Genomic DNA, 26,979 nt, shown 5'->3' on the forward strand with positions numbered 1-26,979 from the left:
CCCTCACAGCGCGGTGTCCCCGGATTCGCCAGTACGGATGCGCACGGCAGCGGCCAGGTCCAGGACGAAGATCTTGCCGTCGCCGATGGCCTCGGTGCTGGCGACCTGCTGGATCGTCTCGACGATTTGGGCAGCCATATCGTCCGAAGCCGCGACTTCGATCTTCACCTTGGGCAGCATGTTGGTGGAGTATTCGGCGCCCCGATAAATCTCGGTCTGCCCCTTCTGCCGCCCAAAGCCCTTCACCTCCGATACGGTCATGCCGGCGACGCCGATGGCGCCGAGAGCTTCGCGCACCTCGTCGAGCTTGAACGGCTTGATGATGGCGATGATGAACTTCATGCCTATCCCCTGTTAGCCACCGGCAACATGCCGGTATGACTAGGTATAGCAAGGGACGTGCCAGTTTACGTTTGTTAGGGATTTCAGCGGATGGTGTACCGCAGACACGGGACGACATCGTGGCCGCCGCCCGAATCCTGGGCAGCTTGCCTATTTTTTAGGCAGCGCTATGGTAGCGAAGACGGGCAGATGGTCGGAACCTACCGCTGACAATGCAGTACGATGCACTCCGGTTCCCACGATCTCGCACTCATTGGAGACGATGATCCGATCGAGCGCCGCCACGGGATGGCGCGAAGGAAAGCTGCGCCCGGGTGCCAGCACGTGCCAGTTGCTGTCGAATTCGCGGAAGCATCCACCCTTTGCCGCCCATTCGTTCATGTCGCCCATCAAGACCGTGGGCATCCGCGAGGCACAGTCAGCTGAATGGGCGAGGACGCTGCGCACCTGATGGCGGCGACGCAAACCGGACAAATCCAGGTGCATGCCGATCACGCGCACCGATCGGCCCTCGATCCGCAAGTCGGCGCGGATCGCCCCGCGCGGCTCCAGTACAGGCAGCGGTACCGGCGCGGCCTCCACCAGATCGATGTCCCGGCGCACCAGCAGCGCGTTGCCATGCCAGCCCAGACTATCGGGCTTCATGGACAGGGGCACGGGACGGTAGCCGCTTTGCTGGATCGCATCGAGCGGCAGGACGCTCATGCGGCGGCCAAAGCGCCGGTCGGCCTCCTGCAAAGCGATAACGTCGGCGTCGATCTCATGCAGGATCGCCAGGATGCGCTCCGGATCGCGGCGGCGATCCAAGCCCACGGCCTTGCGAATATTGTAACTGGCAAAGGTGATCTGCACGGGGGCGCCTGGCTTCTTCGTTATGGCGAGCCGGAGACGGGCGTGCCGGAGTGCCTGGAATAAACCGCGTAAGGCAGCCCTGTTCCAGGGCCCGGCCTCATCGGCCTTGGTCTTCTGCTTGTTCGGCCTTGTGCAAGAGCTGGACGGTGAGGGCGAGCCGGCTCGCATCATCGCGGGCGACATGTTCCACCGGCAGGCGTTCGCGTGCGGAGGCCAGCGCGGTCACGATCTGCGGACGGGTGTAGCCGCGCTCCGCAAAATACTCGCCAAGGTAACGTACCGGGAAGGGCGGCTGGAGGCCGGCAGCGTGCGCCAGCACCTCTAGCCAATAGGCATCGATGTCCGCATCGGCATAGACCGGGCGGTCGCCCGCGAACTCGGCCATTTCCGCCAGCACTTGCGCGGCATCGATGCCTTCGCGCGCGATCAGTTCCTGGCTGATGCCATGCAGCGCCTCCGCTTCGGGAGACCAGTCCCAGAAACGCCATGCCGCCGCCGGGCGGATCAGCCAGGTACGGCTGACCCCGTCGACGTGGGCGATGGCGACTTCGATGGGATACGATTGCCCGAACTCGGGAAGGCAACTGGCTTCGAAGTCGATCAGGGCGGGGCAGGTCGTCGTGATGTCCTGCCCGCTTGCCATCGCCTTAGCCGACCTTCTCTTCGACCAGGGTCGAAAGGCAGACTTCGGGCCGCGCGCCAAAGTGCGAGATCACCTCGCGCGCGCAGATCGCGCCCAGGCGCAGGCTTTCCGTGGGAGAGCGGCCACGAACATGGCCGAAGAGGAAACCGGCGGCAAACAGGTCTCCGGCCCCGGTGGTATCGACCACGCGCTCGATAGGCTCGGCCGGCACTTCCACACGATGGCCGTCGGTCACCGCGACCGCGCCATGCGCCCCGCGCGTGACGACCAGCACCGGCACCTTGTCCTGCAAGGAGGCCAGCGCGGCATCAAAGTCCGCGATGCCGGTCAGCGCCGCCAGTTCCACCTCGTTGGCGAAGAGGATGTCGATCTGGCCCTGCGCGATCAGATCGCGGAAATCGTCGCCATGTCGATCGATCACGAAAGCGTCGGACATCGTGAAGGCAACCTTGCGGCCCGCATCCCGGGCCGTCGAAATCGCCTTGCGCATCGCCGCGCGCGGCTCTTCCGGATCCCAGAGATATCCCTCCAGATAGAGCACGGCGGAAGCGGCGATCGTTTCCAGATCAAGCGCATCGGCCGGCAGAAACTGCGAGGCACCCAGGAAGGTGTTCATCGTGCGCTGCGCATCGGGCGTGACGAAGATCAGGCAGCGCCCGGTAGGCGGCTGTCCCGGGCGGGCGGGCGTGTCGAAGGCGATGTCGGCGGCACGGATATCATGCGCGAAGACTTCACCCAGCGGATCGTCCGCCACCTGGCCGATAAAGGCACAGCGCGCGCCCAGCGAAGCCATGCCCGCCAGGGTGTTCGCCGCCGAACCACCGGAGATCTGCGCGGTTGGTCCCATGTGCGCATAAAGCTCTTCCGCTCGCGCGGTGTCCACCAGCGTCATGCCGCCGCGCACCAGGCCCAGGTCCTGCAGCACCTCGTCCCGGCTGTGCGCCAGCACGTCGACCAGGGCGTTGCCGATCGCGAGGACATCGTATCGCACTTCGGACGGGGTATCACTCATACGGGGGGATTATCCTTTGCGTCGCCCGCCTTGATCGCGGCACGGCTTCATGTCGCGAGTAGCCTGCGGTTGGGCGTGGAGCAATGGTGCGCGGCAGGACATGGCGTTGACAGTATGGCCGCGCCGGGCAATGCGAGGGCCAACCATGCTGCCCGCCAGACCGTTTCGCACCCTTCCCCCCTTCCGCACGCTGGCCGGCTTGTGCCTGCTGGCGCCGCTGCTGGCCGCCTGCGCCTCGACAGCGACCACCGGCAGCACGCGCCCCGGCAAGGGCCAGCCCGTACGAACGCCGGTTCGCGCCGCGCCACGCGATCCCACGTTCCAGACGATCCCCGGCCTAGAAGGCGTGATCGGCGCCACTGAAGCACAATTGACGCGCCAGTTCGGCCAGCCCCGCCTGAACGTGTGGGAAGGTGATGCGCGAAAGTTGCAATTTACCGGCAGGGCCTGCGTCCTGGACGTGTTCCTTTATCCCACCGCGCAATCAAAAGAGCCACTTGCCTCCTACGTCGATGCGCGGCGCTCGTCCGACAGCCAGGATGTGGACCGCGCCGCCTGCGTGGCGGCGCTCAAGGGGCGTTAGGCGAAAGGCTCTGCCCTTCGCCCCGGCGCAGGATTATTTGGCGAAAGCAGCGGACGCCACGGCCAGCTTGTCGGGAACGGCCTCAGTAGCGGCCGCCTGTTGCTCGGCCTCTCCATTCCAACGAAAATTCATCCGCTCGCCAAGATAGCTGCGCACCGACGTGCCGGCCGGGATATCGCCGCTCGTCCCGTGGATGAGGAAACCCAGCACCGATACGACCATGATGGTGCCGACCGAAATCGCCGTTCCGGAACGACCTTCATCATAGGCGCGGCCGGAAAGTTGAACCGGACCGCTGGGCGTCTGCACCTCGATCACGCGCACGGCGACTTTGCCCTTTCGGCCGAAGTGTCCGTTGCGCTGAAGTTCGGACACCTCGCCGATGGCCGGAGACCCTTCAGGGATGATCGTCTGGCCGCGAAACATGATCGGCTCTGCGACCTGCATGTAGATGCGATCGCCCACATGCGCCTCGCGCGTGTTGATCTGGTTCAGCGTCCGCAACATTAGCGGCGTGCCCATCGGAATGTAATATCTGAGGCCCTGGCCGCTCGAACCTGCCTGGCTGGATGGCCAGACGAATGTAGACTGTGCCTGCGCACCTGCGGCCATCATCGACATCATCGCCGCCGCAAGAACAAATCGCTTCATGAAACACTTCCCCTGTTGCCCAGGGGAAAAGTACTTCGCTGGCCTTAATCAATCCTCGCAAAAACAGGCTTTACGATCGATTAAAGGTCATCTTGCCGGTCACTAAGATGCCGAGAAGCGGTTCACACCGTAAAGCTTTCCCCGCACCCGCAGGCACCCTTGGCATTGGGATTATCGAAAACGAAGCCGGCGGTGAAATCATCTTCTTTCCAGTCCATCGTGCTGCCCACGAGGTACAGCACCGAGGCGCCGTCGATGAAGAACAGGCCGCCGGGTGTCTCGATCCGCTCATCGAAGGCGTTCGCCTCGCTCACATAGTCGACCGAGTAGGCCAACCCCGAGCAACCCCGGCGCGGGGTGGAAAGCTTGACGCCGATGGCATCTTCGGGAGCCTTGCTCATCAAGTCGGCGATGCGGGCCTCGGCGCCCGGCGTCAGGATGACGGCAGCGGGGCGGGCGCGGACTTTGGTGTCGCCAATGGTTTCAATCGTCATGTCAGCCTCTTTTGCCAGAACAGCGCGTGTCCAGCCTCGGGATCGAGTGTGTAATCGTTATAGCCCAGTGACTTGTAGAGCCGCTTGGCAGGCTGGTTGCCGCTCAGCACTTCCAGCGTAATCTTGCAGGCCCCGCGCGATCGCGCCTCGGCCTCGATCCGCGCGAACAACGCGCGGGCGATCCCCCGGCCACGTTGCGCGGAATGCACGCTGACGTCGTGAATGTTAACCACGGGCGCGGCGGCGAAGGTTGAAAAGCCGGTGAAGCAGATCGCCAGGCCAACGGGCCGATCCCCAATCCGCGCCAGGAAAGCGAATGCGCCCGGAACACCTGCCAGCGCCATCGGCAGCCGTGCGCGTACGTCGTCCGCCAGGGGCTCGCCACCACCCATCGGATCGCGCGCATAACAATCCAGCAGGTGCACCAGCGCATCAGCGTCCGCGGGGTTGCGGAAGCCGACCGGGTCGATGACGAAGTCGACCGCACGCTGGAGGGCGATGACCTCCGTCACAGCATGCCCAGTTCCAGCTTGGCCTCATCGCTCATCTTGGCCATGTCCCAAGGCGGATCCCAGACGAGATTCACCTCGCAATCGCGCACGCCCGGCACCGCGGCCACGCGCATCTCGATCTCTCCCGGCATCGATTCGGCCACGGGGCAATGCGGCGTCGTCAGCGTCATGGTGATGGCGACGCTATGCTCGGGTGAGACATCGACGCCGTAGATCAGGCCCAGCTCGTAGATGTTCACCGGGATTTCGGGATCGTAGATTTCCTTCAGCGCGGAAATCACGCCTTCGTAGATCATGCCGCCAGGACCGGTCGGGTCCTCTCCTTCAGGTTCCTGCGCCAGGAAGCCTTCCAGGTAATCGCGTTTGCGAGCAAACTTCTGCGTCGGCGTCTCGTACACCTGGGGCGCATCGTCTGCCGGGGCATCGTCCACGCGCGCGCGTGGAGGCGCGGGAGCGGCGTCAACTTCCTCAACCGCGAACTTGCGGGTTTCGTCACGAGTATCGTCAGTCATCAGGCAAAAATCCTTCGCGTACGCTCGATCCCTTTCAGGAGCGCCTCGATATCGCTTTCGTCGTTGTAGAGGCCGAAGCTCGCCCGCGCCGTTGCCGACACGCCCAGATGCTGCATCAGCGGCTGGGCACAGTGATGTCCGGCGCGGATCGCCACGCCTTCCTCATCCAAGATAGTGCCGAGGTCGTGCGGATGCACCCCGTCCAGCGCGAAACTGGTAATGCCCAGGGCATCGGCCGGACCGAACACGGTCACGTCGTTGCGCTGGCCAAGGACCTCGCGCAGCGTGTTGGCAAGCGCGCGCTCATGGCTTTGCGCCACGTCCAGTCCGATCGCTTCCAGCCAGTCGATCGCGGCGGCAAGGCCGATCGCCTCAATGATCATCGGCGTGCCCGCCTCGAACCGCTGAGGCGCGCTCGCGAATGTCGTCTTTTCGAAAGTGACGGTATCGATCATCGCGCCGCCGCCGTGCCAGGGCGGCATGGCATCGAGGATCTCCGCCCGCGCCCACAGCGCACCGATCCCGGTGGGGCCATAGAGCTTGTGCGCGGAGAAAACGTAGAAATCGCAATCGAGCGCCTTCACGTCGAGCTTGATGCGCGGGGCCGCCTGGCAGCCATCCACCAGCAGCTTCGCGCCTACGCCATGCGCCAGATCGGCGGCGCGCTTCACATCCAGCACCGAGCCCAGCACGTTGGATACATGCGCCAGCGCGACGAGCTTGTGCGCGGAAGTCAGCATCGCTTCTGCCGCATCAAGATCTATCCGGCCATCCTGGGTGAGCGGGCACACGTCGATCGCCACACCGGTGCGTTCGCGCAGAAGCTGCCAGGGCACGATGTTGGAATGATGCTCCAGCATCGAGATCAGGATACGGTCACCCGCCTTCAGGTTCGCTTCGCCCCAAGTGCTGGCGACGAGGTTGATCGCTTCCGTAGCGCCGCGGGTGAACACCACTTCGCCCTCGTCCGCGCCGATGAACGCCGCCACGCGCCGGCGCGCGGCTTCAAACCCCAAGGTCATCTCGGCGGAGCGAGCATAGACGCCGCGATGGACGGTGGCATAGTCCACACCCATCGCCCGCACCGTGGCATCGATCACCGCCTGCGGCTTCTGCGCGGTGGCCGCGGTATCGAGATAGCGCCACGGCGAGCCATCGAGGTTCCACATGCCGGGGAACTGCACGCGAATGTCGCTGGATACCGAAACGCGCTCGGCACTGTCGACGATGGTTACGGGGCCGCTCACAGGATCGCCCCAAGACGTGCCAGAGCCTTCTCGCTCAGCATGTCCTCGTTCGCCGCGCCGGCAAAAGCCTCGGCAATGAAAGCCTGCAGCATCAAGCGCTTCGCCTCAGCCGGCGGCAACCCGCGTGACATCAGGTAGAACAGCCCCTGAGCATCCAGCTCACCCACGGCGCAGCCATGGGCGGCCTTCACGTCGTCCGCGTAGATTTCCAGCTCGGGCCGGGCATTGGCAGTGGCGGTACGATCCAGCAACATGGCGCGCACGGACTGCCCCGCGTCGGTCCCGTCCGCTCCGCGTTCAACCGCGATGCGGCCAAGGTATGTGCCCGTGGCATGGCCGGCCAGCACCGTGCGAACGATCTGCGCCGAAGTGGCGTCCAGCCCGGTGTGGGTGACCTCGGTGACGATCTCGACGGTTTCGTGGCCGGTCGCCAGCTGGGCCGCACCCATGGTAAAGTCCGCCTTTTCGCCCAGTCGCACGTCCACCGCGATGCGCCCGAAGCTTGGCCCGGCCAGCAATACGCGCAAGTCGAACCTGGCTGCGGCTTCCAGCGTGATCACCAGATGCCGCGCCACCGTGGCCGCACCGGTTTCGACGATGTCCAGCGTGCCGCTCGTCCCCGCCGCAACCACGAGCTCTTCGCGCGCGACGGGCCAGACGCCAGCCAAAGCGTCGATATCGGAATAGCGGTAGGCTTCGTCCCGCCGCGTGGGAAGCGTCAGCGTGGTCACGCCACCACCGCCTCGTAACCTTCGTCCTCCAGCTGCAGGGCCAGCTCCGGCCCACCGGAGCGCACGATCCGACCACCAGCCAGCACATGCACGAAGTCGGGTTTCACATAGTCGAGCAGGCGTTGGTAGTGCGTGATCAGCAGCACTGCCTTGTCAGGCTTGCGCATGATCGCATTGATGCCCTCGCCACAAATGCGCAGCGCGTCGATGTCGAGGCCCGAGTCCGTTTCATCCAGAATCGCCAGCTTGGGATCGAGGATGCCCATCTGCACCATCTCGGCGCGCTTCTTTTCGCCGCCGGAGAAGCCGACATTCACCGGGCGCTTCAGCATGTCCATGTCCATGCGCAACAGGCCCGCCTGCTCGCGCGCCAATTTCAGGAACGCGCCGCCTGACAAAGGCTCCTCGCCGCGCCCCTTGCGCTGGGCGTTCGCCGCCTCGCGCAGGAATTGCACGAACGACACGCCGGGGATCTCGACCGGGTATTGGAAGCCCAGGAACAGCCCCGCAGCGGCCCGCTCATGCGGTTCCAGTTCGAGCAGGTCCTGCCCGTCGAACGACACCGAGCCGCCGGTCACCTCGTACCCGGGACGCCCGCCCAGCGTGTAGCCCAGCGTAGACTTGCCCGCGCCGTTAGGCCCCATGATGGCGTGGATTTCGCCGGCGTTGATCGTCAGCGAAAGGCCTTTGAGGATGGGCTTGTCGGCGACGGTGGCCTGAAGATTATCGATCTGAAGCATGGGTCTCAATTCGCTCGAAAAAGTGTGGGCGATACAAACTCGCAGTTCTTGCCAGCGGCACTGGTACGGTGAGGCTTTTCCGCGATCACCGCTGGTAGCCTCCACGACCACTGCCGCCATCGCGACGTGGTGGGCGGGCACCATAAGAAGAGCGCGGCGCGGCATCGCGCCGTGGTGCTTCGCGGCGGGCACCGGGCTTGGTGAAAGGCTTGTTCAGCTCGACACTGATGGACTTGGCGACGCTTTCTGGATCATCCAGCACCGCGCTCTCGGCATAGCGCATCACGCGCACGCCCACGTCGGTCAGCTTCTTGTCCTGCAGTGCCTCTACCTCCGCCGTCAGGCCTTCGGGGGACAGCACCACCACCAGCCAGCGCGAGGGGCAGGCAAAATCGACCAGCGTAGTGCCCACGATCGCCTGGCGCGAAATCTTGAATCCGCCCAGCTTCGAATCGCGAAGTTGCTCCCACAGCGCAGCTTGCGCGGGGGTAGGAGCCCGGCGTTGCAACCGGGCGCGATCCTTCAACTTGTCGAGCCGTGCACCGGTGGCGGCAAACCCGGCTTGCGGGTCGGCCTTGGCGGTTGTGTCCTGACTGACGCCGAGAGTCTTGCGTTCGGCTGTCATCAACCCACGCTCCCCTCAAGACTGATCCCCAGCAGCTTCTGCGCCTCGACCGCGAACTCCATCGGCAGCTGCTGGAGGACTTCCTTGGCGAAGCCGTTGACGATCAGCGCCACCGCCGATTCGGTATCGAGCCCGCGTTGCTGGGCGTAGAATAGCTGGTCGTCACTGATCTTGCTGGTGGTGGCCTCGTGCTCGATCTGGGCAGTGGGGTTGCGCACCTCGATGTAGGGCACGGTGTGCGCGCCGCAGTCCTTGCCCAGCAGCAGCGAATCGCACTGGGTGAAGTTGCGCACGTTGTCAGCGTTGGCGCCCACGCGCACCAGACCGCGATAGGTGTTGTTCGATTTGCCGGCCGAGATACCCTTCGAGATGATCGTCGAGCGGCTACCCTTGCCGTTGTGGATCATCTTCGTGCCGGTGTCGGCCTGCTGGTGGTTGTTGGTCACAGCGACCGAGTAGAACTCGCCCACCGAATCCTCGCCGTTCAGCACGCAGCTGGGATACTTCCAGGTGATCGCGCTGCCGGTTTCCACCTGGGTCCAACTGATCTTGCTGCGCGCGCCCTGGCACAGTCCCCGCTTGGTGACGAAATTGTAGATGCCACCCAGCCCGTCGGCGTTGCCGGGGTACCAGTTCTGCACCGTGGAATACTTGATCTCGGCATCTTCCATCGCAACCAGTTCCACCACGGCGGCATGAAGCTGGTTCTCGTCACGCATGGGAGCAGTACAGCCCTCCAGATACGAGACGTAGGAGCCCTTCTCGGCAATGATCAGGGTGCGTTCGAACTGGCCGGTATTTTCGGCATTGATGCGGAAATAGGTCGACAGCTCCATCGGGCAGCGCACGCCTTCAGGGATATAGACGAAGGTGCCGTCCGAGAAGACCGCGCAGTTCAGCGTGGCGAAGTAGTTATCGTGCACCGGCACCACCCGGCCCAGCCACTTCTTCACAAGTTCGGGATACTCGCGAATCGCCTCGGAGATCGAACGGAAGATGACACCCGCCGATTCCAGCTCGGCGCGGAAGGTGGTGGCGACTGAGACCGAATCGAACACCGCGTCCACCGCGACCTTGCGCGCACCTTCCACCCCGGCGAGCATCTTCTGCTCCTCGATCGGGATGCCCAGCTTTTCGTAGACGCGCAGGATTTCGGGATCGACCTCGTCCAATGAGCCCAGCAGTTCCTTCTTTTTGGGCGCCGCGTAATAATACGCGTCCTGGTAATCGATCGGCGGCACGTTCAGCTTCGCCCAGTCAGGCGGAGTCATCTCCAGCCACTTGGCATAGGCCTTCAGCCGCCACTCCAGCATCCACTCTGGCTCGTTCTTCTTGGCCGAGATGAAGCGGACGGTCTCTTCCGACAGGCCCTTGGGTGCGAATTCCTGCTCGATATCGGCGGACCAGCCGTGCTCGTAATCGGCCACGCGCGCGGCCGCATCGTGGGCGGCCTGATCCTTGAGGAGCGTTTGTTCAGTCATGCTACGAACTCGAGTAAAGGGTTCACGCGGGAGCGGAGACGGGTTGGTGCAAAGGAGCAGCGCGGACCGAGGCGGAAACCGGTTCTGCCACGCGCACGTCCAAAGCCAGACGAGTCAGCGGAACGCCGGCCAGTGCGCCCCGCAAAGCCTCGTTGACGAGCGGCCAGTGCGGCCGGACGGCACATGCGCCCTCTAGGGTGCAATCGTGCCGACCGTGCTCGACACAGGCGGTCAGCGCGATCGGCCCTTCGACGGCCTCGACAATGTCAGCCACCGAAATCGCAGCGGCCGGGCGCGCCAGCTTCAGGCCACCACCGACCCCGCGGGAAGAGCGCAGCAGCCCTGCCCCGGCAAGGCGGCTGACAAGCTTTTGCACGGTGGGCGCAGGCAGCCCGGTCTCCTCTGCCAGCTGGACGGCGGACACGCGCGCACCACCGCAGTGCCGCGCGGCTGCGGCCATCACGACGACGGCGTAATCTGCCATGCTGGACAAGCGCATGCGAAAGGAGGCCCGTTGCTGGTTTCAGACTGTGATCGGCCACCCGACTTTCTAAATCGGATCGATCTTCTCTGATTTGAAATAGGCCAATTGCCGCCGCTTTTCAACCACCGCGCAACCACACCGTGTTCCGGACGTTGGAAGCGGACAGAAAAAAGCGGTCTCCCACGCAAAGGCAGGAGACCGCTAAGTGTAAAAGAACTCGAACGCCAATCGGCTTACGAGCCCTTCGGGTCGCGGGCCCTCTCTAGTGTGGCCGAACGGATGTTGCATTGTAGAAACGCGACAACTTGATGGAAAATGGTCAGTTGGGCTCCTTTGTGGATCAATCACTTGGAACCACACCGATTTTCTCGTTAGCACCTGCGGCAATTGAGCCACAGTGGATGAGCGGCTAGAGCCTGCTGCCGTGACTTACGCTCTTATCCGACCGCTGCTCTACCGCCTCGACCCTGAGCGCGCGCATGGCCTTGCAATCAAAGCGGTTTCCGTTTTGCCAGCCCCGCGTGCCCGTCATGGTGGCCCCCTCCAAACCCGAGTCGCCGGCATCGCCTTTCCCAATCCTGTCGGAATGGGCGCCGGCTTCGACAAGGACGCCTTAGCGGTCGACGGATTGTTGCGCGCAGGCTTCGGCTTCGTGGAAGTGGGCACGCTGACGCCACGCCCTCAGGCCGGAAACCCCAAGCCCCGGCTGTTCCGCCTCGTCGAAGATCGTGCCGTGATCAACCGAATGGGCTTCAACAATGGCGGCGTGGCGGCGGCGGTAGCCCGCCTCTCCCGCCGCAAGCGCGAATCGGGCGTGCTGGGCATCAACATCGGCGCCAACAAGGATTCGGCCGATCGAATCGACGATTATCGCCAGGCCTTCCGCGCCGTCGCGTCGCTGGCGGATTATGTGACGATCAACATCTCGTCCCCCAACACCCCTGGCCTGCGCGCGCTGCAAGACAAGGCCGCGTTGGAGGAACTGCTGGACGCGGTGTTGGAAGAACGCGGCACGCCTGCGCGCAACGTCCCGGTGTTCCTGAAAGTCGCGCCTGATCTGCAACCTGCCGACATCGACGATATCGCCGCCGTCGCCCTCGATCGACGGCTGGATGCGCTGATCGTTTCGAACACGACGATCGCCCGCCCGCCGCTGCGCTCACGCGATGCCGGGGAAAGCGGCGGCCTCTCCGGCGCGCCGCTCAAGTTGGTAGCCCTGCAGCGGCTGCGTGATTTTCGGCGCGCCACGGGCAGTGCGATCCCGCTGATCGGCGTGGGTGGGATCGAGACGGCGGAAGATGCCTGGCAACGTATCCTGGCAGGCGCCAGCCTTATCCAGCTCTATTCGGCCATGGTCTACGAGGGGCCCGGGATCGCCAGGTCCATCAACCGGGGCCTGGAACGGCTGATGCGTCGCGATGGCTTCGCCTCGATCGCGGAGGCCGTGGGATGCGAATGAGGATGACCGCGCGCCTGCTTCCGAGCGTGCTGGGCGCACTGCTGCTTAGCGCCTGCCAGACGACGACAGGCCTTTCCACGCCCGCGCCGCAACCGCCTCCGTCGCAAGCAGCCCCCGGCGTCGTCAGCGCCGCAGACCCGCGCGCGGCGGCGGCTGGTGTGGAAATCCTGCGCAAAGGCGGCAACGCAACCGATGCCGCAATCGCGACGATGCTGGCGCTGAATGTGGTGGAGCCGCAGAACTCCGGGATCGGCGGCGGTACGTTCTTCGTGCGCAGCAAGGACGGCGCGGTCAGTACGATCGACGGACGGGAAAGTGCGCCCAAAGCTGCGACTGCTGGCTGGTTCCTTGATCGCGCGGGCAATCCCCTCCCCGGACGCGAACTGATGGCGGGCGCGCGCAGTGCGGGCGTTCCCGGCTCGGTGGCCACGATGGCCAATGCCCATGCCCGCTTCGGCAAGCTGCCTTGGGCAGACTTGTTCCAGCCGGCGATCAAGCTGGCGCGCGAAGGTTTCGTCGTCACGGCGCGGCTGCATAACGGCCTCGATTTATACGGCCGCCACGTGACTGGCCCCGCCAAATCGCTGTTCTTTCCCGATGGCACGAACGCCGTGGCGATCGGGAGGACATTGCGGGTGCCGCAACTGGCGCAAACCTTCGAACGGCTGGCGAAGGATGGCGGCAAGTCCTTCTACGCCCCTGCCTCGGCGCAGCGAATCGCGGGCGCCCTGTCCACTGCGCCGCGTCCTTCGCCGATGACGGCGGCGGACGTGGCCGGGTATTCGGCAAAGGACCGCGATCCGATCTGCGGCACGTACCGAGTGTACAAAATCTGCGGCATGGGGCCGCCGTCTTCGGGCGGAATCACCGTGCTGATGATCCTGAAGCAGCTGGAGCGGTTCGATATGGCGCGGCTTGGCCGCAACTCGCCCGTTGCCTGGCATCTCCTCGCCGAGTCCGAGCGGCTGGCCTACGCTGATCGCGATATGTACATCGCCGACCCGCAGTTCGTGCAAGTCCCGGTAGCCGGTCTTCTGGACCCCAGCTACCTTGCCAGACGCTCCGCGCTGATCCAGGAAAATCGCAGCCTTTCCGTGATCGAGCCGGGCAAGCCCCAAGGCGCGCCGCAGCGCACTCGCGCGCCAGTGAAGGACGATCCGGGCACCACCCACCTCAGCATCGCCGACGGCAAGGGCGAAGTCGTATCTGTCACCACAACGATCAACGGCTATTTCGGCAGTGGCATCGCGGTGGATGGCTACATGCTCAACAACGAGCTGCCCGATTTCGACGCGGCCCCGGCGAAGGACGGCTATCTGGTGGTCAATCGCGTCGAGGGCGGCAAGCGGCCGCGCAGTTCGATGTCGCCGACGATCGTCTATGGTCCGGACGGCAAGGTGCGTCTGGTGATCGGCGCGGCAGGCGGATCGACGATCATCTGCCAGGTGGCCAAAGCGCTGATCGGCGTGATCGACTGGAACATGAGTGCGCAGGACGCGATCGCCATGGGCCTCGTCTTCGCGCCCGGCACCAAGGCGGGCGTGATCGAACGAGGCACCGAGCTGGAAGCCATGTTGCCGCAACTGCTGGCGCTGGGTGAGACGCTGAAGATCGGCTCACTCGGCCTCAAGGCCAACGCGGTGGAGTTCGTCGACGGTCAGTGGCGCGGCGCCGCCGATCCGCGCAGTGAAGGCGTGGCGATGGACACCGCAGGCCACGTCAGCGTAATCGCAAGGCGCGCCAACGATTTGAACGGCGCGCACGAATAGAGCGACCTAGTACACGGGAAGAGAGAGGATCGACCGATGCCAGCCGGCATGCAGCTCAGCGATTTCGCGCAAGCGCCCAACCTCGTCTCGCTCTTCCTGCGCCGCGCAGATGCGTTGGGGGACAAGCCGTTTCTGCGCACCAAGCATGACGGGCGATGGCTGGCAATCACCTGGCAGGAGGCCGCGCGGCAGGTCTGCATCATCGCTGAACGCCTGCGCACGATCGGCCTCCAATCGGGAGACCGCGTGGCCATCGTGTCGGAGAATCGGCCCGAGTGGTGCATCGCGGATCTGGCTATCATGGCGGCAGGCTGTGTCACCGTGCCCGCTTACACCACCAACACGACTCGCGATCATCTGCACGTCCTGCAGAATTCCGGCGCGCGGGCGGTCATCGTTTCCAATGCCAAGCTGGCCGGGGCGCTGCTACCGGCCGTGATCAAGAGCGATTGCTGCGATCATGTCATCACGCTCGAACCGATGCGCTCCACCGGGCAGAGCGGGTTCACCGTTCATGAATGGGCGGGGCTGAAGCTGGGCGATATTCCCGCCGCTCGCGCAGCAGTGGACGCCCGCATTGCCACGATCAGCCGCGCGGATCTGGCCTGCATCATCTACACCAGCGGCACCGGCGGTGCGCCGCGCGGCGTGCGCCAGCACCACGGCATGATCCTGACCAACCTTGCCGGCGTGGCCCAAGTGATCGACGAGGATTTCGGCTGGACCGATGACGAGGCGATGCTCTCGTTCCTGCCGCTCAGCCATGCCTACGAGCATACCGCAGGGCAATTCGTGCCGATCGGGCTGGGCGGCCAGATCTATTACGCCGAAGGTCTGGAAAAGCTGGCCGCCAATATCGAGGAGACGCGGCCTACGCTGATGGTCGTCGTCCCCCGCCTCTTCGAAGTGCTGCGCGCGCGGATCGTCAAGCAGGCCGAAAAACAGGGCGGGGCCGCCGCCTGGCTGATGGGCAAGGCGGTGGGCATCGCCAACCGCAAGGCCGCGGGCAAGGGCACGCTCGGCGATCGCGGCGTAAACTTGCTGCTGGGCCGCACGCTGCGGCCGAAAATCCGCGCGAAATTTGGCGGGCGGCTGAAAGCGCTGGTATCCGGCGGTGCTCCGCTGAACCCCGAGATCGGCATGTTCTTCGAGGCGATCGGCGTGATGCTGCTGCAAGGCTATGGGCAGACAGAGGCTGGGCCGGTGATCAGCTGCAACCGCCCACGGGCCGGGATCGCCATGGACACCGTGGGGCCGCCGCTGCCGGGTGTGAAGGTGCGTATGGCCGAGGACGGTGAAATCCTGGTCGGTGGCGAGCTGGTGATGCACGGATACTGGGACAATGCCCCCGCCAGCGAGGCTGTGCTGCAGGACGGCTGGCTGCACACCGGCGATATCGGCGAGTTCGACGCCAAGGGCCGCATCCGCATCACCGACCGCAAGAAGGACATGATCGTCAACGACAAGGGTGACAATGTCTCACCCCAGAAAGTTGAATCGATGCTGACGCTGCAGCCTGAAATCGGACAGGCGATGGTGACGGGGGATCGCCGGCCCTACGTCGTCGGCCTGATCGTGCCCGACCGTGAGTGGGCGGACAATTGGGCCGAGACGCACGGAGTAGCCGCGTCGAACCTCAACGATGATCCCGCATTCAACGCCGCTCTGCGCGCTGCGGTCGACCGGGTGAACCTGGAGCTTTCCGTGATCGAGAAAGTGCGACGCTTCACTTTGGCCGAGGAGCCGTTCGCGATCGAGAACGAGGAAATGACGCCCAGCCTCAAGATTCGCCGACACAAGATCAAGGCTCGCTATGGTGAGCGGCTTGACGCCCTTTACCGTTGAACCGTCATATCATGCCGCTTCCTTGGCGATCCATTCGGGATAGAAACTGGGCTCGCGATCGGACCAGCCCGGCGCGGTGGCTGCGGCTTCGCTGATCGAGTGCAGCAGCAGCTTGCGCCGCTCGGGCGCGATCTGCGGCAGGGCGGCCGCGCCGCAGAACGCCCCGGGCAACCACGGCCGCGACCATGCGCCCAGCAGCCGCTCATACAAAAAGCGATAGGCGGAGAAACCTCCCAGCCGGCCATGGCCCAGATCGAGCGCGGTCATCCGCAACAGCCGGGCGAAGAACTCTCCCGGTATGTCGTAACCCTGATCCTCACGCAGCATAGCGCGCATCGGCTTCAGGTCTTGATAGGCGACGTATTGGCGGCGGATCGCGTCCACTTCGGCATCGGATCGCGCCCACAGCTTGAACGCATCCTGCCGCCCCAGCCCGATATCGAGGCTGCGCTTGATGTAACGCTGCTCACACGGAGTGAAGCCTGCAAACTCGCGAAGTTCGCTGATGGTGACGCTGGTGGTGGTGCCGGCACGGTTCATGATCGTGACCCCCTGTCTGCCGCGGCGGAAAGGACATGCTTCGCCGCGCACCATCAGAACACCATAGGTGGGTTACAAAGCCGTTAACCACCACGCGCGGCGGTTCCGCAGGTCGGCACGCAACCCGGCGAACCCAATCCCGCGCCCCAATGGCGCGGATCAGGTTAGATCAGATCAGGCCCGCCAGTGGGCTGGAGGGATCGGCGTACTTGCGCGTCGCCATTCGGCCCGCAAGATAGGCATCGCGTCCCGCCTCCACCGCCAGGCGCATTGCGCGCGCCATGCGAATCGGGTCCTTGGCTTCGGCGATGGCTGTGTTCATCAGCACGCCCTCGCAGCCCAGTTCCATCGCCACCGCCGCATCGGATGCCGTGCCGACTCCTGCATCGACCAGCACCGGCACCTTGGCGCCCTCCACGATCAGGCGGATCGTCACCCGGTTCTGGATGCCCAGGCCCGAACCGATCGGCGCGCCCAGCGGCATCACCGCCACCGCGCCTGCGTCTTCCAGCTGCTTCGCTGCGATCGGATCGTCCACGCAATAGACCATAGGCAGGAAGCCTTCCTTGGCGAGCACCTCGGTCGCTGCCAACGTCTCGCGCATGTTGGGGTAGAGCGTGCGCGCTTCTCCCAGCACTTCCAGCTTCACCAGGTCCCATCCCCCGGCCTCGCGCGCCAGCCGCAGCGTGCGGATCGCATCCTCGGCATTGAAGCACCCTGCGGTGTTGGGCAGGTAGGTGACCTTCTTGGGATCGATGAAGTCCGTCAGCATCGGCGCCTTGGGGTCCGACACGTTGACGCGCCGCACCGCCACGGTGACGATCTCGGCCCCGCTCGCTTCCAGAGCCGCCGCGTTCTGTGCAAAGTCCCGGTACTTCCCGGTGCCCACGATCAGCCGCGAGCGAAAGGTGCGGCCAGCCACGCTCCACGTATCGTCCGCAGGTGCGAGGTGATCGCCACCGCCTACGAAATGCACGATCTCCAGCTTGTCACCGTCCGCCAGCTTCACGTCCGCCAGCGTCGAGCGCGGAACGATCAGCGCATTGTGCTCCACCGCCACTTTCGCGGGATCAAGCTCCAGGCTGGAGACGAGGTCGGCGATGGTCGCGCCGGCAGTAGCGCGGCGGGTTTCGCCATTGACGGTAAGGTTCAGATCGGCAGTCATAGGCCTGCGACATAGCGCTCAGGCAGACTTGTGCAAGCTGTGCCCTTGCAAGTTGCGCATGTGCGCGGTCGCCACCAGGCAAACGCCCAATATGGTCAGAACCGCCTCGGGAAGGCCATGGCCGACGAACAGCGCAGCAGTCATCAACGACAAGCCTACGCCGCCCAGGATCACCGGCTCGATCCGGCGATGCCGAAGTACGCCAAACCCCAGAGAGATGGCACCGATGGCAACGGCCAGCGCCAGCCCGATCTCATGGATTTCCGGCGCAAGCAGAAACTGCCCGCCCAGGCCCAGAACGCCGACCAGCACGATTCCTAGAATGCAATGTACCGCGCATAGACCCGACAGCAGCACGCCGAAGCGATCCATACGCTCTCGAATCGGGTGGGCTGGCTGCGGCATGACCACCTAGATATGTGATGTTGTAACATTCGACAACCCACCATCGTCATAAAGAGGTATCGCGCCCCTCGCTTGGACAGATTGCCCCACCCCCATCGCCCCCTTGCGCATCGCCGGGCACGAAGGCAGGGACAACCCGATGAAAAGGCACGACGGAAAACCGATCATCGGCACCAGTGACGACATCATTCCGATGGTGCGCTGGCTGCTGATCGTGGCGGGGCTGATCCTGGCGATCGTTGTCGTCGGCGGGATCACCCGGCTGACCGAATCAGGCGTTTCGATCGTCGAATGGAAACCCGTGACAGGAGCCCTCCCGCCCTTGACGCAAGGGCAGTGGCAAGCCGAATTCGCAGCCTACCAACAGACCCCGCAATACACCCAGATCAACGGGCCTGCCGGGATGACCTTGGCTACCTATAAGTTCATCTACTTCTGGGAGTGGGTTCACCGGCTGATTGCCCGCGTGATCGGCCTGGCCTTCGCGGTGCCGCTGGCGTGGTTCTGGCTGCGCGGAACGATACCGGGCGGCTACAAGCCGCGGCTGCTGGCGTTGCTGGCCCTGGGTGGACTGCAAGGGGCGGTGGGCTGGTGGATGGTCAGTTCGGGCATCGTCAACGATGTGAAAGTCAGCCACTTTCGCCTTGCCGCGCATCTGCTGGTTGCGCTGACGACTTTGGCGGGGCTTGTCTGGACCGCGCTGGATCTGCTCGCCTTGAAGCGCGGGGAACCGCGTGCTCGAGTGCCGGGCCTTGGCATCGCCGCGCTGGCGATCGTGGCGATACAGTTGTTTTACGGCGCGCTCCTGGCAGGTCTGCGTGCCGGTGTCGTCGCGGGGGCCGGTTGGGGCAGCTGGGATGCCTGGCCGCTGATGCAGGGCCACTTCTTCCCCGAAGGCGTGGAAGCGGCATTGGTGCCGTTCAGCGATCCATACTTCGTCCACTGGTTCCACCGCTGGTGGGCCTGGGCGGCCGTCGTCGTGCTGATCATGTTGGCGCGACGGATCAAGTCGAAGCACCGTCCGGTATCGGTGGCGATCCACGCGGCGTTCGGCACGCAGATCCTGCTGGGCATCTTCACCGTATGGTCGGGCGTGACATTGTGGATCGCCGTGGCGCATCAGTTCGTCGGCGCGCTGGTCCTATGCGCCACGGTCTGCGGCGTTCACGCCCTAGGACGGCGGCCAGCCACGGGGCGCATTTGAAAACATTCCTCCGACTATTGGGAGAACGGCGACTGTGAATTGGCAAAGCACCGTGAATGCACGCGGACGGAAGATTCCCTTCGTGAACAAGTCGCTCTTCCAGATCGGCAAGGATCTGCGCCCGTGGATCGATCGCGTCATCATGCGCAGCTCGCGCATCCCGGACGCCGCCGTGCACGACAAGTCATTCTTCCCCTGGATCGCAAGGCTTGAGCAACAGTGGCAGGCGATCCGTGATGAGGCCATCAGCATCCGCGCGGCGGATATCCCCTCTTTGGGTGATATCTCGTTCGATCATGGGCGCATCGCCGCTGATCGTCGCTGGCGCGCTTTTTTCCTCAAGGGCTATGGATATCGGATCAAGGCGAACGCAACGCGTGCTCCGATCACGAGCGCTGCTATCGAAAAAGTCCCCGGCCTAGTCACCGCCAACTTCTCGGTTCTAGAAGCGGGCGGACATATTCCGCGCCATTGGGGCATGACGAAGGGCATGCTGACCTATCACCTAGCGCTCAAGGCTCCGGCGGAACGAGAGAAGTGTCGGATGCATCTGGAGGGGCCAGACAAGTTGCACGTCCTCAACTGGGAGCCAGGCCAGTCTTTTCTCTTCGACGATATGTTCAACCATGAGGTCTGGAACGAGACGGACGAAGATCGCTACATTCTGCTGATTCAGATCAAGCGACCATGTCGCTGGCGCGGCAATTTGCTGCAGAACGCGTTCCTTTTCGGCGTCCGTCATTCCCGGTTCGTGAAAGACATCACCGGAGCCATAGAGCGAGCCAGTCATAATCGGCCGCAGGATCGGGCCAGCGCCGCGGTGCGATAGCCCGAAAAGCTGGACCGCAATCTAAACGGTATCATTTTACCTCTCTGGAAAGCGGCCTCTAGCTTGACTTAGCAGCCGATCTGCATGATTGGGCCGCCTTCTCGCGCTGCCGGAGAATCGGTTGGGCGCGAAACGGATATAGGGATAGACCAGCCATGAAGGCGCTCACGAAGGTCACCCGGTCGATCAAGCCGGCCGAGGTTGAGAAGAATTGGCATCTGATTGATGCCGAAGGTCTGGTGGTCGGCCGCGTTGCCGTCTTGATCGCCGATCTGCTGCGCGGCAAGCATAAGCCCAGCTTCACCCCGCACGTCGATTGCGGCGACCACGTCGTCGTCATCAACGCGGAAAAGGTGCGCTTCACCGGCAACAAGCTGAAGCAGCACACCTATTACAAGCACACCGGTTATGCCGGCGGCATCAAGGAAGTCACCGCGGACAAGGTCCTGGCTGGCCGTTTTCCTGAGCGCGTCCTGGAAAAGGCGGTTGAGCGCATGATTCCGCGCGGTCCCCTGGGCCGTGACCAGATGCGTGCGCTGCACGTCTATGGCGGCACCGAGCACCCGCACGGCGGCACCCAGCCGCAGCCGCTCGATGTCGCTTCCATGAACCGCAAGAACAAGGTGGGTGCGTAATGTCCGACACCGATACCGTTTCGAGCCTGTCCGATCTCAAGGATCTGACCGCCAACGCTCCCATCGAGAACGCCGAGCAGGGTGAAAATCAGGCTCCAGTTCGCACTGGCCCCACCGCACCTTTGCGGGCGCAGGAAATCGACGCGCAGGGCCGCGCTTACGCTACCGGCCGCCGCAAGGACGCCGTGGCTCGCGTGTGGCTGAAGCCCGGCAGCGGCAAGATCACCGTTAATGGCCGTGATCAGTCGATCTATTTCGCTCGCCCAACCCTGCGTCTGGTGATCGCGCAGACGTTCCAGATCACCGATCGCGTCGATCAGTATGACATCGTCGCCACTGTCAAGGGTGGTGGCCTGTCAGGTCAGGCCGGTGCTGTGAAGCATGGCATCGCCCAGGCCCTCAGCAAGTTCGAGCCTGCGCTGCGCGCCGCCGTGAAGTCTGCCGGGTTCCTGACCCGTGACCCGCGCGTCGTTGAGCGTAAGAAGTACGGCCGCGCCAAGGCTCGCCGCAGCTTCCAGTTCTCGAAGCGCTGATCGCCTCTTCGAAATTTGGTTGCCGAAAGAGGGCCCGCAGCCATGCTGCGGGCCCTCTTTCACGTCTCCTGCGGCGGATAGGGGATCGGAACCTACGGGTTTGCCCGCTAGGGCATAGCGGTCGCCATTAAGATTATCATCTTGTTAACCACTTGATGCCATCTCGTAAGCCATGGACGGGGCGAGAGAAAAAATTTCCGCGAGCAGCGGTCAGGAGATGTGGTCCTGCGTAATTGCGGCTCTTGGCTACTGCCTCATCGCCACATTGACGATCCACACCACCAGCAATGGCCATTCCCACGCTACCGTATGGCCAGCCGACGCACTGATCCTGGCGTTGCTCCTCAAATCACAACGTTCGGCATGGCGGGCAATCCTGCTGTGCGGATGGATCGGCAACTTGGTGGCCAATGCGATCACGCGCGGGCCATCATTCAGTCTGGCGTTTTACGGCGGGATCAACATGGCGCAGGTGGCCTTTGCCGGCCATCTCCTAGCGCGCCACGTCAAGCCTGGCGGCGATTTTCTGGGCAATACGCGGGCCAGTGGCCAGTTCCTGCTCTACGCCGGGTTTATCGCCCCCCTGCTCGGGGCGATAGCCGGATCGGTCGTATCGCACCTGAGTTTTGGCGAACCGTTCGGTGAATCCGTCCTTCGATGGTTTTCCGGTTCTTCCCTGGGTCTTTTGATTGGCACGCCGATGCTGCTGGCCATTCTCGATGGCAGCTACTTGCGGTGCTATCAAAGCAAGACTCTGGCGCAGCGGGCGGAAACCTTGGCGATGCTGGGCGCCCATGGCCTTTTGTGCGTTGCCGTGTTCGGCCTTGCCCGCTTTCCGATCCTGTTCCTTCCGATGTCTTCGCTGCTGCTGATCTCGTTTCGGCTCGGCCGTCTGGGCACGTTTGCGGGTATTGCGATCATCGCCTTGGTGGGGGCCGTCACGACATTTGCGGGGACCGGCCCGCTATCTGTCATCGTGATCGATCCTTTTGCGCAGGCGTTCTACTTCCAGGTCTATCTTGGCGTCCTGCTATGTACCGCCCTGCCCGTGGCAGCTACGGTGACCTCGCGCGCCTCCGCCCTGGCGGAACTGGCGGCGCACCAGGAAGCGTTGCAGCTGATCCTCGCCAACGCGCCCGAGGGCATTCTCAGCTTCGATGAGACCAGGACGTGCCGCTGGGCCGATGGTCAGCTGGAATCGCTGACGAACGTGCCGCAGGCTGCTCTTGTCGGGCTTACGATAGAAGAGGCCGCAGCGCTGATCAGCCCCTCTCTCTTGCTGCTGGCGCAGGGACTGGAAGATCAGGAAACACCCGCGATCATCGACTTCGCGCCCGAGGGCCTGCCCTCGCGCACGGTGGAAGCATCGATCGGCGTAGTCCGCCAAGACGAGCGGCGAGTGGGCATGATCATTACCTTGCGCGACATTTCGGAACGCAAATCGCGCGAAGTGAAAATGTCGATCCTTGCCAAGACCGACGATCTCACCCGCGTGCTGAACCGCAAGGGTTTTCGCGAACAGCTGATCTATGCGCTGGACCACGCCACCGGCCCGCTGACTCTGGCCCTGATCGATGTCGACCGGTTCAAGGTGATCAACGATACCCATGGCCACCCCGTCGGCGACAAGGTGCTGGAGACGGTCGCCCAACGTTTGCAGGCGGGCTCGCGTGCCACCGACACCGTTGGGCGGTTGGGTGGTGACGAGTTCGCGATCCTGTTCGATTGCGATGTCGCCATCGCCACCGCCGCTTGCGAGCGCATCGCACAGACCCTGCGCTCGACGCCGATCGCCGATGCCGGGCGCTTCCCGATCCGCGTTTCGCTCAGCTGTGGTCTGGCGCAACTTCACCCCGGAATGACGCGGTCCGATCTTTTCGAGGCCGCCGACGCCGCCCTCTACGATGTCAAGCGCAACGGCCGGGACGGGGTGCGCGCCGCGGCCTGATACTTTGTGATCCACCGATCCGCGTTTTCGAACGCACCGTTCGCGATTCCGCCATTTGCATCGCCATGGCGTTGCGCCTATGGGAACCGACCGCGGTACAGGGCATGGCGTCGCAAACATGAGTTGGATAACCAAGGTACGCAATTCGCTGGGTTCACTCGGCAAGCGCGATACACCGGACAATCTTTGGACCAAGTGCCCCTCTTGCGCCGAAATGGTGTTTACCCAGGCGTGGGAGGACAACCTCTCGGTCTGCCCGCGCTGCGGGCATCATGGCAGGGTCGGCGCACAGGCGCGGTTCGCACAGGTCCTTGATCCGGGCTACACTGTGCTGCCGGCGGTGACCGTGCCGGAAAATCCGCTTAACTTCCGTGACAGCAAGAAATATTCCGATCGGCTGAAGGCCGCGCGTGCCGCCAATCCCTTCCCCGATGCCCTGACTGCAGCTGAGGGTGCGATCGATGGGCACGCTGCGATCGTGGCCGTGCAGGACTTTGCCTTCATGGGCGGCTCGATGGGCATGGCGGTGGGCGAGGCGTTCGTCCGCGCCGCCGAACGCGCGGTGGAGCGCAAGTGTGCCTTCGTGATGTTCACCGCAGCTGGCGGCGCGCGGATGCAGGAAGGGATCCTGTCCCTGATGCAGATGCCCAAGACCACCGTGGCGCTGCGCCGTCTGTCGCGCGCTGGTCTGCCCTATATCGTCGTGCTGACCGATCCCACCACCGGCGGCGTCACTGCCAGCTATGCAATGCTAGGCGATGTCCATCTGGCCGAACCCGGCGCGCTGATCGGCTTTGCCGGGCAACGCGTGATCCGTGACACCATCCGCGAGAAGCTGCCGGACGGCTTCCAGCGGGCCGAATATCTTCGCGAACATGGCATGGTCGACCAGGTCGTGCCCCGCTCTGAGCTGCGCGCAACGCTGGCGCGCCTGCTCGATTATCTTACCCGAAAGGACGTAGCGTGAACATCGACAGCGCACTCGTGCGCGAGCTGGCCGAGCTGCTGGCCGCCACCGGTCTCACCGAAATCGAAGTGGAAGACGGCGAACGCAAGATCCGCGTGGTGCGCCAGGCTGCGCCCGTAGTCGCTTCCGTCGTACCGCAAGCGCTGGCCGCTGCGCCGGTCGCGGCTGCGGCGACGAGCGCTCCGGTCGAAGCGCTGGTCGCAGCAGCCCCGGTCGATGCGGTGAAATCGCCGATGGTCGGCACGGCCTATCTCTCGGCCGAACCCGGCTCCGCGCCGTTCGTCAGCGTCGGCAAGGCCGTGCAGGCGGGCGACGTGCTGCTGATCGTCGAGGCGATGAAGGTCATGAACCAGATCACCGCGCCTAAGACCGGCACCGTGCAGGCGCTGCTGGTGGAGAATGGCCAGCCGGTCGAATACGACCAGCCCCTGGTGGTGATCGGCTAACCATGGCTAACGTCGATAGACCCATCAAGCGCCTGCTGATCGCCAATCGTGGTGAAATCGCGCTGCGCATCCACCGTGCCGCGCGGGAGATGGGGATCGAAACAGTAGCGGTGCATTCCACCGCCGATGCCGACGCGATGCATGTCCGCCTGGCAGATCATGCGGTGTGCATAGGTCCGCCGGCCGCGAAGGACAGCTACCTCAACGTCGCCGCGATCATTTCGGCGGCAGAGATTACCCAGGCGGATGCGATCCACCCGGGCTATGGCTTCCTGTCCGAGAACGCCCAGTTCGCCGAGATCGTGGAGGCGCATGGGATGATCTGGGTCGGCCCCAAGCCCGAACATATTCGCACCATGGGCGACAAGGTCGAGGCCAAGCGAACCGCGGGTGCCCTGGGCCTGCCACTGGTGCCCGGCTCGGACGGCGCGATCGAAGATGTGGCCGAAGCCAAGGCGCTAGCAGCCGAGATCGGCTATCCGGTGCTGATCAAGGCGGCCTCTGGCGGCGGCGGGCGCGGCATGAAGGTGGTCCAGCACGCGGAAGAGCTGGAAAGCCAGATGGGGCAGGCCCGTTCAGAGGCGAAGGCAGCGTTCGGCGATGCCACTGTCTACATGGAAAAGTATCTCGGCAATCCGCGCCACATCGAGTTCCAGATCTTCGGTGACGGCAAAGGTGAGGCGATCCACCTGGGTGAGCGCGACTGTTCGCTGCAACGCCGCCACCAGAAGGTGCTGGAAGAAGCCCCCTCCCCCATCATCACACCCGAAGAGCGTGAGCGGATGGGCGGCGTGGTGGCGAAGGCCATGGCCGATATGGCCTATCGCGGTGCGGGCACGATCGAGTTCCTGTGGGAAGCGGGCGAGTTCTATTTCATCGAGATGAACACCCGCCTTCAGGTGGAGCATCCCGTTACGGAAGCGATCACTGGATTGGATCTGGTACGCGAACAGATCCGCGTTGCCGAAGGCCATCCGCTGTCGGTGCGCCAGGAGGATGTCGAATTCCGGGGCCACGCCATCGAATGCCGCATCAACGCCGAAGACGCGTGGACATTCGCGCCTTCGCCCGGCCTGGTCGAGCACTACCACGCTGCAGGTGGCTTGAACGTCCGCGTCGATTCGGGGCTCTACGCCGGTTACCGCGTGCCGCCCTACTACGATTCGATGATCGCCAAGCTGATCGTCTCGGGCCGCACGCGGGAAGGCTGCATCATGCGGCTGAAGCGCGCGCTGGAGGAAATGGTGATCGGCGGGATCAAGACCTCCATCCCGTTGCACCAGGCCTTGATGGACGAGGCCGATTTTCGATCCGGCGACTACACGATCAAGTGGCTGGAAGAATGGCTGGCGGAGCGTGCTGAATGATCAGCTTCCTCGACTTCGAAAAGCCGATCGCTGACCTTGAAGCGCGTATCGCCGAGTTACGCGCCACGGCGGAGAACGGCCAGCTCGATATCGCCAGCGAAATCGACAAGCTGGAAAAGAAGAGCGCGGCGCTGCTGAAAAGCACGTACGCCAAGCTTTCTCCCTGGCAGAAGACGCAAGTCGCCCGCCATCCGCAGCGGCCGCATTTCCTCGACTATGTCGACCATATGTTCGAGGATTTCATGCCGCTGGGTGGCGATCGTCGCTTCGGCGAGGATGAGGCGATCCTGGGGGGGCCTGCGCGCCTGAACGGTCGCAAGGTAATGCTGATCGGGCATGAAAAGGGCCACGATACCGCCAGCCGCCTGAAGCACAACTTCGGCATGGGCAAACCAGAGGGCTATCGCAAAGCGGTGCGCCTGATGGAAATGGCCGGCAAGTTCGGTCTGCCGGTCATCACGCTGGTGGACACCGCCGGCGCGTTCCCGGGCGTCGAGGCCGAAGAACGCGGCCAGTCCGAAGCGATCGCGCGTTCCACCGAGGCATGCCTTTCGCTGCCGGTGCCGATGGTGGCGGTGATCGTTGGCGAAGGCGGTTCGGGCGGCGCAGTCGCCATCGCCAGTGGTGAGCGTGTGCTGATGCTGGAACACGCGGTCTATTCGGTGATCTCGCCCGAAGGCGCCTCGTCAATCCTGTGGCGCACGCCGGATAAAGCGGCGGACGCGGCCGAGGCGATGAAGGTGACGGCGCAGGACCTGCTCTCGCTCGGCGTGATCGACCGGATCGTGGCGGAACCGCTAGGCGGCGCGCATCGCGACGTAACTGCCACGGCATCGGCGCTCGCCAGTGCGATCGGTGAGGAACTGGATGGCTTGTCGGGCCTCGCCCCGGCGGAACTTACCGCGCGGCGCGAGGAGCGCTTCCTGAAAATCGGCCGGGGGTAACGCCCCCCGGCTTT

The 26,979-nt window shown here is 64.1% G+C and carries 30 protein-coding genes; 13 read left to right on the forward strand and 17 right to left on the reverse strand.

Annotated elements, in window-relative coordinates:
- Positions 1-3: 3 nt before the first annotated feature.
- The 4 genes from GGR39_RS01640 to GGR39_RS01655 form a co-directional block, all read right to left on the reverse strand.
- A complete protein-coding gene (locus GGR39_RS01640) occupies positions 4-342 on the reverse strand; it encodes a P-II family nitrogen regulator (RefSeq protein WP_058735703.1) in 339 nt (112 codons plus the stop codon).
- Positions 343-492: 150 nt separating this feature from the next.
- A complete protein-coding gene (locus GGR39_RS01645) occupies positions 493-1,194 on the reverse strand; it encodes an endonuclease/exonuclease/phosphatase family protein (RefSeq protein WP_183615597.1) in 702 nt (233 codons plus the stop codon).
- Positions 1,195-1,291: 97 nt separating this feature from the next.
- Positions 1,292-1,837 carry a 3'-5' exonuclease gene (locus GGR39_RS01650; protein WP_183615598.1) on the reverse strand — a complete coding sequence of 182 codons (546 nt, stop codon included), beginning with the start codon at positions 1,835-1,837 and terminating at the stop codon, positions 1,292-1,294.
- A 4-nt stretch (positions 1,838-1,841) separates the two neighbouring features.
- Positions 1,842-2,849 (reverse strand): adenosine kinase, encoded by a 1,008-nt coding sequence (locus GGR39_RS01655; RefSeq protein ID WP_183615599.1) that lies wholly within the window; start codon positions 2,847-2,849, stop codon positions 1,842-1,844.
- A gap of 145 nt (positions 2,850-2,994) precedes the next feature.
- Between GGR39_RS01655 and GGR39_RS01660 the strand changes: the two genes are divergently transcribed.
- Complete coding sequence (locus GGR39_RS01660) at positions 2,995-3,432, forward strand: hypothetical protein (RefSeq protein ID WP_183615600.1); 438 nt, start codon at positions 2,995-2,997, stop codon at positions 3,430-3,432.
- 33 nt (positions 3,433-3,465) lie between these two features.
- Here the strand turns inward: GGR39_RS01660 and GGR39_RS01665 are convergent, their stop codons facing one another.
- The 10 genes from GGR39_RS01665 to GGR39_RS01710 all read right to left on the reverse strand — a co-directional run bounded on the left by GGR39_RS01665 (position 3,466) and on the right by GGR39_RS01710 (position 10,924).
- Entirely contained in the window at positions 3,466-4,083 is a 618-nt protein-coding gene (locus GGR39_RS01665; protein ID WP_183615601.1) for a hypothetical protein, read from the reverse strand.
- 122 nt (positions 4,084-4,205) lie between these two features.
- Complete coding sequence (locus tag GGR39_RS01670) at positions 4,206-4,577, reverse strand: HesB/IscA family protein (protein ID WP_183615602.1); 372 nt, start codon at positions 4,575-4,577, stop codon at positions 4,206-4,208.
- Entirely contained in the window at positions 4,574-5,089 is a 516-nt protein-coding gene (locus GGR39_RS01675) for a GNAT family N-acetyltransferase (protein ID WP_343055748.1), read from the reverse strand. Before GGR39_RS01675 ends, GGR39_RS01670 begins: the two co-directional genes overlap by 4 nt.
- Positions 5,086-5,601, reverse strand: coding sequence for an SUF system Fe-S cluster assembly protein (locus GGR39_RS01680; protein ID WP_058735696.1), 516 nt, complete (start codon positions 5,599-5,601; stop codon positions 5,086-5,088). Before GGR39_RS01680 ends, GGR39_RS01675 begins: the two co-directional genes overlap by 4 nt.
- Positions 5,601-6,770: a cysteine desulfurase gene (locus tag GGR39_RS01685; RefSeq protein ID WP_221225933.1), complete on the reverse strand. Its 1,170-nt coding sequence runs from the start codon at positions 6,768-6,770 to the stop codon at positions 5,601-5,603. The genes GGR39_RS01680 and GGR39_RS01685 overlap by 1 nt, the downstream gene beginning before the upstream one ends.
- 74 nt (positions 6,771-6,844) lie before the next feature.
- Complete coding sequence (locus GGR39_RS01690) at positions 6,845-7,579, reverse strand: SufD family Fe-S cluster assembly protein (protein WP_183615603.1); 735 nt, start codon at positions 7,577-7,579, stop codon at positions 6,845-6,847.
- Positions 7,576-8,319, reverse strand: coding sequence for a Fe-S cluster assembly ATPase SufC (sufC, locus tag GGR39_RS01695; RefSeq protein WP_058735694.1), 744 nt, complete (start codon positions 8,317-8,319; stop codon positions 7,576-7,578). The genes GGR39_RS01690 and sufC overlap by 4 nt, the downstream gene beginning before the upstream one ends.
- Positions 8,320-8,404: 85 nt before the next feature.
- On the reverse strand, positions 8,405-8,944 hold the full coding sequence (locus GGR39_RS01700; RefSeq protein WP_183615604.1) for an endonuclease domain-containing protein: 540 nt from the start codon (positions 8,942-8,944) through the stop codon (positions 8,405-8,407).
- Complete coding sequence (gene sufB, locus GGR39_RS01705) at positions 8,944-10,425, reverse strand: Fe-S cluster assembly protein SufB (protein ID WP_221225896.1); 1,482 nt, start codon at positions 10,423-10,425, stop codon at positions 8,944-8,946. The genes GGR39_RS01700 and sufB overlap by 1 nt, the downstream gene beginning before the upstream one ends.
- A 22-nt stretch (positions 10,426-10,447) precedes the next feature.
- Positions 10,448-10,924, reverse strand: coding sequence for an SUF system Fe-S cluster assembly regulator (locus GGR39_RS01710; RefSeq protein ID WP_183615605.1), 477 nt, complete (start codon positions 10,922-10,924; stop codon positions 10,448-10,450).
- Positions 10,925-11,333: 409 nt separating this feature from the next.
- On the opposite strand from GGR39_RS01710, the gene GGR39_RS01715 reads away from it, so the two are divergent.
- Genes GGR39_RS01715 through GGR39_RS01725 form a run of 3 tightly spaced genes read left to right on the forward strand, consistent with a single transcriptional unit; the run spans position 11,334 to position 15,982 of the window.
- Positions 11,334-12,368: a quinone-dependent dihydroorotate dehydrogenase gene (locus GGR39_RS01715; RefSeq protein ID WP_183615606.1), complete on the forward strand. Its 1,035-nt coding sequence runs from the start codon at positions 11,334-11,336 to the stop codon at positions 12,366-12,368.
- Positions 12,359-14,137 carry a gamma-glutamyltransferase gene (ggt, locus tag GGR39_RS01720; RefSeq protein WP_425490574.1) on the forward strand — a complete coding sequence of 593 codons (1,779 nt, stop codon included), beginning with the start codon at positions 12,359-12,361 and terminating at the stop codon, positions 14,135-14,137. The genes GGR39_RS01715 and ggt overlap by 10 nt, the downstream gene beginning before the upstream one ends.
- A gap of 48 nt (positions 14,138-14,185) precedes the next feature.
- Positions 14,186-15,982: an AMP-dependent synthetase/ligase gene (locus GGR39_RS01725; RefSeq protein WP_183615916.1), complete on the forward strand. Its 1,797-nt coding sequence runs from the start codon at positions 14,186-14,188 to the stop codon at positions 15,980-15,982.
- Positions 15,983-15,991: 9 nt separating this feature from the next.
- Here the strand turns inward: GGR39_RS01725 and GGR39_RS01730 are convergent, their stop codons facing one another.
- From GGR39_RS01730 to GGR39_RS01740, 3 genes are all read right to left on the reverse strand, one after another.
- Positions 15,992-16,522, reverse strand: a complete 531-nt coding sequence (locus GGR39_RS01730; RefSeq protein WP_183615608.1) for a hypothetical protein — start codon at positions 16,520-16,522, stop codon at positions 15,992-15,994.
- A gap of 169 nt (positions 16,523-16,691) precedes the next feature.
- A complete protein-coding gene (gene thiS / locus GGR39_RS01735) occupies positions 16,692-17,687 on the reverse strand; it encodes a sulfur carrier protein ThiS (RefSeq protein ID WP_183615609.1) in 996 nt (331 codons plus the stop codon).
- Between the two features lie 18 nt (positions 17,688-17,705).
- Positions 17,706-18,059: a MerC domain-containing protein gene (locus GGR39_RS01740; RefSeq protein WP_246388183.1), complete on the reverse strand. Its 354-nt coding sequence runs from the start codon at positions 18,057-18,059 to the stop codon at positions 17,706-17,708.
- Between the two features lie 172 nt (positions 18,060-18,231).
- Between GGR39_RS01740 and GGR39_RS01745 the strand changes: the two genes are divergently transcribed.
- The 9 genes from GGR39_RS01745 (at position 18,232) to GGR39_RS01785 (ending at position 26,965) form a co-directional block, all read left to right on the forward strand.
- Positions 18,232-19,296, forward strand: coding sequence for a COX15/CtaA family protein (locus GGR39_RS01745; RefSeq protein ID WP_183615611.1), 1,065 nt, complete (start codon positions 18,232-18,234; stop codon positions 19,294-19,296).
- A gap of 82 nt (positions 19,297-19,378) precedes the next feature.
- Entirely contained in the window at positions 19,379-20,125 is a 747-nt protein-coding gene (locus GGR39_RS01750; RefSeq protein ID WP_343055749.1) for an aspartyl/asparaginyl beta-hydroxylase domain-containing protein, read from the forward strand.
- A gap of 155 nt (positions 20,126-20,280) precedes the next feature.
- Positions 20,281-20,760, forward strand: coding sequence for a 50S ribosomal protein L13 (gene rplM / locus GGR39_RS01755; protein ID WP_183615613.1), 480 nt, complete (start codon positions 20,281-20,283; stop codon positions 20,758-20,760).
- Complete coding sequence (gene rpsI, locus GGR39_RS01760; RefSeq protein ID WP_183615614.1) at positions 20,760-21,293, forward strand: 30S ribosomal protein S9; 534 nt, start codon at positions 20,760-20,762, stop codon at positions 21,291-21,293. The genes rplM and rpsI overlap by 1 nt, the downstream gene beginning before the upstream one ends.
- 217 nt (positions 21,294-21,510) lie before the next feature.
- On the forward strand, positions 21,511-23,241 hold the full coding sequence (locus GGR39_RS01765; protein WP_246388184.1) for a sensor domain-containing diguanylate cyclase: 1,731 nt from the start codon (positions 21,511-21,513) through the stop codon (positions 23,239-23,241).
- Between the two features lie 118 nt (positions 23,242-23,359).
- Complete coding sequence (gene accD / locus GGR39_RS01770) at positions 23,360-24,208, forward strand: acetyl-CoA carboxylase, carboxyltransferase subunit beta (RefSeq protein WP_058735747.1); 849 nt, start codon at positions 23,360-23,362, stop codon at positions 24,206-24,208.
- Positions 24,205-24,654 carry an acetyl-CoA carboxylase biotin carboxyl carrier protein gene (accB, locus tag GGR39_RS01775; protein WP_183615616.1) on the forward strand — a complete coding sequence of 150 codons (450 nt, stop codon included), beginning with the start codon at positions 24,205-24,207 and terminating at the stop codon, positions 24,652-24,654. Before accD ends, accB begins: the two co-directional genes overlap by 4 nt.
- Before the next feature lie 2 nt (positions 24,655-24,656).
- Positions 24,657-26,021 carry an acetyl-CoA carboxylase biotin carboxylase subunit gene (gene accC / locus GGR39_RS01780; protein ID WP_058735684.1) on the forward strand — a complete coding sequence of 455 codons (1,365 nt, stop codon included), beginning with the start codon at positions 24,657-24,659 and terminating at the stop codon, positions 26,019-26,021.
- Positions 26,018-26,965, forward strand: a complete 948-nt coding sequence (locus GGR39_RS01785; protein WP_183615617.1) for an acetyl-CoA carboxylase carboxyltransferase subunit alpha — start codon at positions 26,018-26,020, stop codon at positions 26,963-26,965. Before accC ends, GGR39_RS01785 begins: the two co-directional genes overlap by 4 nt.
- Positions 26,966-26,979: the final 14 nt, after the last annotated feature.

Origin of the sequence: Novosphingobium fluoreni, from assembly GCF_014196615.1 — a bacterium.
Lineage (GTDB): Bacteria > Pseudomonadota > Alphaproteobacteria > Sphingomonadales > Sphingomonadaceae > Novosphingobium > Novosphingobium fluoreni.